A 6,526-nucleotide genomic window follows, 5' to 3' on the forward strand; every position below is an offset into this window, starting at 1 on the left:
GCCGGAGCGCGCGCGGCGGCCGGAGGCGGCGGGGCGGCGGGACGCGGGGCGGGCGCCGGCGTCTGGGATTGCAGTGACGAGGCGAGCAGCAGCGCAACGGGGAGCATCGGAGTTCCTTGGGGTGAAGCAGGTGCGGCAGCGGACCTGCAAGGGAGCGTGAATGGGCCGGCTCCCTTTCCGGCGCGAACTTCTTAGCGCATGCGGGACATGGAGCGTCCTGACCTTCTAGGCTCGAAGTGAGGGTCCTTGCCGGACCCGGTACGTGAGGACCCGCCCTTGAGGCCCACCCTGCTCCCGCTGCTGTTCGCGCTGTCGCTGTGGCCCGCCGTCGTCCCGGCGGCGCAGAAGGTCACCGTGCCGGTGGACGTGGGCGTGGGGCCGGCGGTGTTCGTGTTCTCCGGCCCCATCGCGGACGACCAGTTCCTGCACACGGGGCTGAAGCTGTCGGTGGACGCGGTGCTGGACAAGGAGTGGCTGCGCAAGAACCAGCGCGCCATCCCGGCGCGCTACCGGAAGCAGGCGAAGCAGATGGAGGAGGTCCGCATCTCGCCGTCCATCTTCATCCCGGACTCGTTCATCATCTCGCCGAAGTATCGCGACACGGGGATGTACGGCGTGACGTTCAAGCCGCTGGGCGTGGGGCTGCCGCTGTCGTCCAGTCCGGTGCGCTTCAAGCTGGGCGTGGGGCTGGTGTTGACGTACGCGTACATCTTCTCCGACACGCTGCCGGACACGCACTTCCTGCGGCCCGGGGCGAGCCTGGGCGCGGACCTGGAGTTCCAGCTGGCGAAGAGCTTCCTCGTCAGCGTGGGCTGGGAGTCCACCTTCTACGTGCCGCAGGAGCTGGGCGGGCTGGGGCTGCCGGACTCGCTGGGCGACGGCATCTTCCACGTGGGGCAGGCGTACCTGCAGCTGCATTTCCGGTTCCCGTACACCACGACGCTGTAGCGCTCGCGCGCGGGCGGGGCGCGCGTCTAGCCTGCCCGGCACCATGTCCCTCGTCCTCGCCACCGACGCGCAGAAGACGCAGCGCGATGCCGTCACCCATGCCGCGTGGGGTTCGCCCCTGAGCGTGCCGCAATACCAGGAGCGCGAAGCCCGGCTGCGCGCGCACCCGTGGAGCCGCGAGGGCATGAACACGTGGCTGTGGCTGGCGGACGACGGCCGGGTGCTGGCGTCGTGCGAGACCTTCCACACGGACAGCTTCCTGCGCGGCGCGGACGGACAGCTCACCCCGGGCGACAGCTACGCCATCGCCAGCGTCTATACCGAGGAGCACCTGCGCGGACGGGGACACGCCACGCGGCTGATGGACGCCGTCGCCGCGGAGCTGGAGCGGATTGCGCCGCGTCCCCACTCGGTGGTCCTCTTCTCCGACGTCGGGGCGCCGCTGTATCGCCGGTCGGGCTACGTGGAGGTGCCCGCGTGGGACTGGCAGCTGGACGCGGCCGATGCACCGGGGGGACGGCCCGTGGATGGTGGGCTGCGGGAGACGGATGTGGCGGCGGCGCTCGCGCGGATGCGCCAGCCGGAGGTGCCCTTCTTCCTGTGGCCCAGCGCCACGCAGGTGGACTGGCACCTGGAGCGGGAGCGCATCTACGCGGAGCTGCTGGCACGGCCCCGTCCCCAGACCTGTGGCGCGGTGGTGGGTGAGTCCACCGCGCTGTGGATGATGAACGCGCGCTACGGCGAGTTGATGGTGTTGATGCTGGATGCGCGGGACGCCTCCGCGGCGGAGGCGCTGCTCACGGAGGCGCGCCGCGTGGCACATCAGGCGGGACTCAAGCGCGTGGTGTGGTGGGAGGAGGCAGCGACGGCGCCCCTCCTCACGGGAGTTCCCGGCGCCGTGCGCGTGCAGCGGGATGGGTCGCTGCCCATGCTGCGGCCACTGCGCGCGGACCTGCCTCCCGCGCCGGAGGTCCCCTTCCCTCGCGCCCTCTGGGTGTGACCTACGCGGCCAGGGCGGAGAGGCCCTGGAACAGGGCCTGGGCCTGCTCGCGCGAGGGCAGGCCCGCGTCGTGGATCAGCGGCGCTGGCGGATGGTGGCCGTCCACCTCTTCGCCCAGGGCCCGAAGCGCGTCCCGCCGCGCCTGGTGCAATCGCTCCCGCTGGGCCGCGCTCGAGTGCTGCCGTGCCCAGGCATCCACGGCCCACGCCAGCTCCGCGTGCCGCACCTCATCCCGGGCGATGGCGCGCAGCGTGCTCCGCACCTCCGGGTCCCTGGCGGTGCGTCCCTGCCAGCCCGCGATGAAGGCACCGAAGGTCTCCCGCACACAGCCCTCCACGGCGTTCTCCAAGAGCATCTCCTCCAGCGAGCGGGGCTCGAACGGCGGCAGGTCCACCTCCGGCATCGTCGCGCCGTGACGCTGGGCCAGCGCCTGCATCGCGCGCGTGTGACGGACCTCATCCCCCGCGCAGCGCCGGGCCGCTCTGACCAGGGCCTCCGGTGCGCCGTGCGCCTTGAGTTCGTCCGCGAGCCGCAGGAAGGCCGGCACCGACGCCGCCTCCAGCCAGGCTGCCTGTGAGAACAGGGCTCCGAGCACGCCACCGGCATCCCCCCGGACGGCTTGTCTCAAGCCCTCCGGGCGGCGTCCGTCGCCGCCGAGACAGCTGTCGTATTCGCAGATGAGCTCCGCGCCTCCGCTGGCCATGCTGCTGGCCGAACAACCCCGAAGCGGGAGGTAGTCAGGATGCCCGGGGCAGGTCCGGCACGAGGGCGTCGAGGGCAGGCTTCCATCCGCTTCCAGCTCGAGGGGGCCCCCGCTCAACAGCGAGGGGTTGGGTGTGCAGATGGGCCTCCCTTCGTCCTCTCCGCCACAGGCCAGCCCCCCGGGCAGCAGGGGAGCGGCCAGCAGGAGGCCGTAGAGGGTGCGGCGCAACATCGGGTGCTTCGGAATCACCGCCAACGTCCGACGTGACATGGGAACCTCCGCGCCTCCATCCCTGGAAAGCGTTCTGGTTGCCCGACCTCCGGCCCGGTGGGGACGGCGACCTTAACCCGGATGTGTCAGGCGTCGACAGGTCCCCTAGGATGCCCCCCATGGCTGAGCGAAGGCGCATCATCGAGGGCTCCTGGAACTGCACGTCCTGCGGCGCGAAGAACATCCCGGCACGTCACAAGAACTGCCCCTCCTGCAACAATCCGCGGGAGCTCAGCGGCAAGGAGTCCGAGTTCGACTTCGGTGACGTGGATGCGGCTTCCGGCAAGTCCACCCGCGAAGGCGTCACCGACGACCAGGCCCTGGACATGGCCGGTGCCGGTGAGGACTGGTTCTGCGCCTACTGCGGCGCGGCCAACCGGGGCGACGGCAAGCGCTGCCGGCAGTGCTCCGCGGAACGGGGCTCGGATGCGAAGGCCGCGACCCTGGCGGACCTGGGCCCCAAGCCGCCGCCGAAGCCCGAGCCCAAGCCCCGCCGCTTCGGGAAGGTGACGCTCATCGTGGTGGGCATCCTCAGCTCATGCTGCCTGGGCACCTGCGCGGTGGGCATCTGGGGCAACCTCAAGCATGAGCTCAAGGGCGAGGTGGTGGCGACGAACTGGCGCCGCGCGCTGGTGCAGGAGCGCTTCCAGCCGGAGACGCGCACGGGCTGGCGGGACGAGCTGAGCGCCACCGCGCCGCGCATGCCGGTGAACGGCTCGGGCGAGGTCGCGGGCGTGGCGAACATCCGCGACTGCGTGTCCCGGCAGCGTGGCACCCGCCGGGTGGCGGACGGCACCCAGCGCGTGTGCCGGACGAAGTCGCGCAAGGTGGCCTGCGGCACCGAGGAGAAGTGCACCCGCCGCGACAAGGGCAACGGCTTCGCCGAAGAGGTCTGTCACGACGTGACGAAGTACTGCAACGAGTCCTACGAGGACTGCGACACGGAGACGCGCTACCGCAACGAGCCCGTCTACGCGCAGCAGTGCGCCTACGACACGTACGTGTGGAAGCCCGTGGACACGCGCGAACTCAAGGGCACGGAGGGGCCGCCGCGCTGGCCGGAGCTCACCGCCGGGACGAACGAGCGGGTGCGGCGCGAAGAGGACTACACCGTGCTGGTGCGCTACGACGACGGCGGCGTGAAGCAGCACGAGGTGAAGCCCACGCGCGAGGAGGAGTTCGCCGCGTGGAAGAAGGGCCAGGGCGTCACGCTCACCGTGACGAACCTGGGCAAGGTGGAGCAGGCCGTCCGCCGCTGAAGCGCATCGTCAAGGAGTCTCATGGAGTGCACCTGCTGTGGCGCCTGCTGCGTGGCGCCGGACATCGCCGCGCTGGACAAGCCCCTGGGGCTGCGATGCCCGCACCTGGGCGCGGACAACCTGTGCACCGTCTATGAGCGGCGGCCCCAGGTGTGCCGGGACTACGCGGCGGACGAAGTGTGCCGCCGCATCGAGGCCCCCACCCTGGAGGAGCGCGTGCACAACTACCTGGCGCTGTTCCAGCTCACCGCGGAGGCGGAGACCGTGCGGAAGTCCGGCTGCGCCTCCATGCGGATGGCGCGCGCCATCAGGGAGCGGAAGTGACGTTCCAGCCCACCGAGCCGTTCGTTCCCGCGCCGGGCATTCGCGGCGCTCATGCGCAGACCATCTACGCGTCGGTCGTGCGTCCCACCCGCGTGCCGCCCCTGCGCCGGGAGCGGCGAGACTTGCCTGACGGGGACTTCGTCGACCTGGACACCTTCGACGGTCCAAAGGGCGCCCCACACGTGGTGGTGCTGCACGGCCTGGAGGGGTCGTCCCAGGCGGGCTACGTCACGGAGGTGCTGCGGGGCGCGGCGAAGCGCGGTTGGGGTGCCACGGCGATCAACTTCCGCTCGTGCAGCGGAGAGCCGAACCGGCTTCCCCGGGCGTACCACTCCGGCGACACGGCGGACACGCTGCTGGTGATGGCGGACGTGCGCGAGCGCGTCACCGGACCGATGCTCGCGGTGGGCTTCTCGCTGGGCGCCAACGTGCTGTGCCGGCTGCTGGAGGAGACGGGCGATCAGGCGCCCGTGGCCGCCGCCGTTTCCATCAGCGCGCCGTACGACCTGGACGCGTGCTGCCGGAAGCTGGATGGCGGCAGTGGCTACCATTGGCTCTACCGCGAGCGGTTCCTGCGCACGCTCAAGAGCAAGGCCCGCGCGAAGTTGCAACGGTTTCCGGGCGCGTTCGACGGGGCGCGCATGGAGGCGGCGCGCACCATCCGCGGCTACGACGATGTCGTCACCGCGCCACTGCATGGCTTCCGGGACGCGACGCACTACTACCGGGAGGCGGCGTCAGGGCCCAGGCTCGCGGACATCCGCCGGCCCACGCTGCTCCTGAGCTCCGCGGATGATCCGATGCTGGAGGCGCCGGTGATTCCGCACTCGGCGCGGGACAACCCGTTCCTCAGCGTGGTGCTGACGGAACAGGGCGGCCACGTGGGCTTCGTCGCGGGCCGCTTGCACCGTCCGTACTTCTGGGCGGAGGCCCAGGCGCTCGTGTTCTTCGAGCAGGTGCTCGCCCGCTGATCAGCCGAAGAAGAAGGTGAAGCCGAGTTTTCCGGACGGCTGCACGGTGCGCATCATCCACGACTTCGTCTCCATTGGAGACAGCGAGTCGCGGAAGGGCTCGTCCAGCTTCTGGAGGCTGGGCACGTCCATCTCCATGAGGCTCATGCCACCGCGCACGAAGAAGCTGAGGCGCCGGGTGGCGTTGAACTCCAGGCCCAGGTGCGTACTGAAGTACGAGTAGCCCACGCGTTCCATGGAGGAGGTGGGCAGCTGCGTGCTGTCCGCGAGCCGCCGGTTCATCGTCTTCGTGCTCGCGGCCTGCGCGTGTCCGAACTCCCATGAGAACGAGGGCGAGACCTTGCCCTTGAGCGGCAGCAGCGTGAGTCCCGCGCGCAAGGCGCCTCGCAGGCCGTTGTGCGCGCCGCCGATGTGCAGCCGCAGGTGCGGCGAGGGCCGGAAGACGCCAGAGAGACCTGCTCCCTCGGGCATGCCGGCGTCGAGCATCAGACCGAAGGGCGCGAGCCGCTCCGGATCACTGATGCGTCGCCGGCCTTCGGACGACTGCACCTGAACCTGTGGTGATGGCACCTGCTGTGATTGGGCAATGGCCGTGTGAGCCGCCAGGACCACGACCGTTGCGGTGACGATGGACACCGCTCCCATGAGGCTTCTCCCCGTTCCAGACATCGCGACCACGCGCGATGAGATTTGCGAGGTACGCCGGATCCCGGGAGCACTTCCTCTCCGAGACCCGGCTGCGTGTAGCTCCCCCCGACCCGCCACTCCCCACCCGTCACTGCCACTCATCCGGTGCTGACTGTCGCGTCGCCTCGATGCCGCTACCGGCTGGATCGCGAAGCCCTCGCACCGCCACGTCCTGTTTCACTGCGCTTCACATCTCCCGCCCGGCGACTGCGATGGATTGCCGGACTCCCCCAAACTGCGCACTGCACCATCCCGCCGCCCAGCCCCGTCCTGCGTGCTGCCTGCTGCCTTGCTCGACCGCGCTGCCTGCTGTCTTCCGTGCCGCGCGTTGCGAGCCGATGCGTACTGACCTGCTGATCCGTGC

Annotated in this window: 7 protein-coding genes; 5 read left to right on the plus strand and 2 right to left on the minus strand. The window is 70.5% G+C overall.

All coding sequences use genetic code 11. The annotated features are described in order from the left end of the window. Positions 1-276: 276 nt before the first annotated feature. Together D7X32_RS42190 and D7X32_RS42195 are read left to right on the plus strand one after the other, a co-directional pair. Positions 277-948, plus strand: a complete 672-nt coding sequence (locus D7X32_RS42190) for a hypothetical protein (RefSeq protein ID WP_120608156.1) — start codon at positions 277-279, stop codon at positions 946-948. A 43-nt stretch (positions 949-991) separates the two neighbouring features. Further along, positions 992-1,948 carry a GNAT family N-acetyltransferase gene (locus D7X32_RS42195; protein ID WP_120608157.1) on the plus strand — a complete coding sequence of 319 codons (957 nt, stop codon included), beginning with the start codon at positions 992-994 and terminating at the stop codon, positions 1,946-1,948. Position 1,949: 1 nt separating this feature from the next. Here the strand turns inward: D7X32_RS42195 and D7X32_RS45195 are convergent, their stop codons facing one another. Then, positions 1,950-2,921, minus strand: coding sequence for a ferritin-like domain-containing protein (locus D7X32_RS45195; RefSeq protein WP_147450483.1), 972 nt, complete (start codon positions 2,919-2,921; stop codon positions 1,950-1,952). 119 nt (positions 2,922-3,040) lie between these two features. Between D7X32_RS45195 and D7X32_RS42205 the strand changes: the two genes are divergently transcribed. Genes D7X32_RS42205 through D7X32_RS42215 form a run of 3 tightly spaced genes read left to right on the plus strand, consistent with a single transcriptional unit; the run spans position 3,041 to position 5,475 of the window. Then, positions 3,041-4,180 carry a hypothetical protein gene (locus D7X32_RS42205; protein WP_120608159.1) on the plus strand — a complete coding sequence of 380 codons (1,140 nt, stop codon included), beginning with the start codon at positions 3,041-3,043 and terminating at the stop codon, positions 4,178-4,180. A 21-nt stretch (positions 4,181-4,201) separates the two neighbouring features. Beyond that, positions 4,202-4,504 (plus strand): YkgJ family cysteine cluster protein, encoded by a 303-nt coding sequence (locus D7X32_RS42210; RefSeq protein WP_120608160.1) that lies wholly within the window; start codon positions 4,202-4,204, stop codon positions 4,502-4,504. After that, positions 4,501-5,475: a hydrolase gene (locus tag D7X32_RS42215; protein WP_120608161.1), complete on the plus strand. Its 975-nt coding sequence runs from the start codon at positions 4,501-4,503 to the stop codon at positions 5,473-5,475. Before D7X32_RS42210 ends, D7X32_RS42215 begins: the two co-directional genes overlap by 4 nt. Here D7X32_RS42215 and D7X32_RS42220 read toward each other — a convergent pair whose 3' ends face one another. Next, positions 5,476-6,120, minus strand: coding sequence for a hypothetical protein (locus tag D7X32_RS42220; protein ID WP_120608162.1), 645 nt, complete (start codon positions 6,118-6,120; stop codon positions 5,476-5,478). Positions 6,121-6,526: the final 406 nt, after the last annotated feature.

Source organism: Corallococcus carmarthensis (genome assembly GCF_003611695.1).
Taxonomy (GTDB): Bacteria; Myxococcota; Myxococcia; order Myxococcales; family Myxococcaceae; genus Corallococcus; species Corallococcus carmarthensis.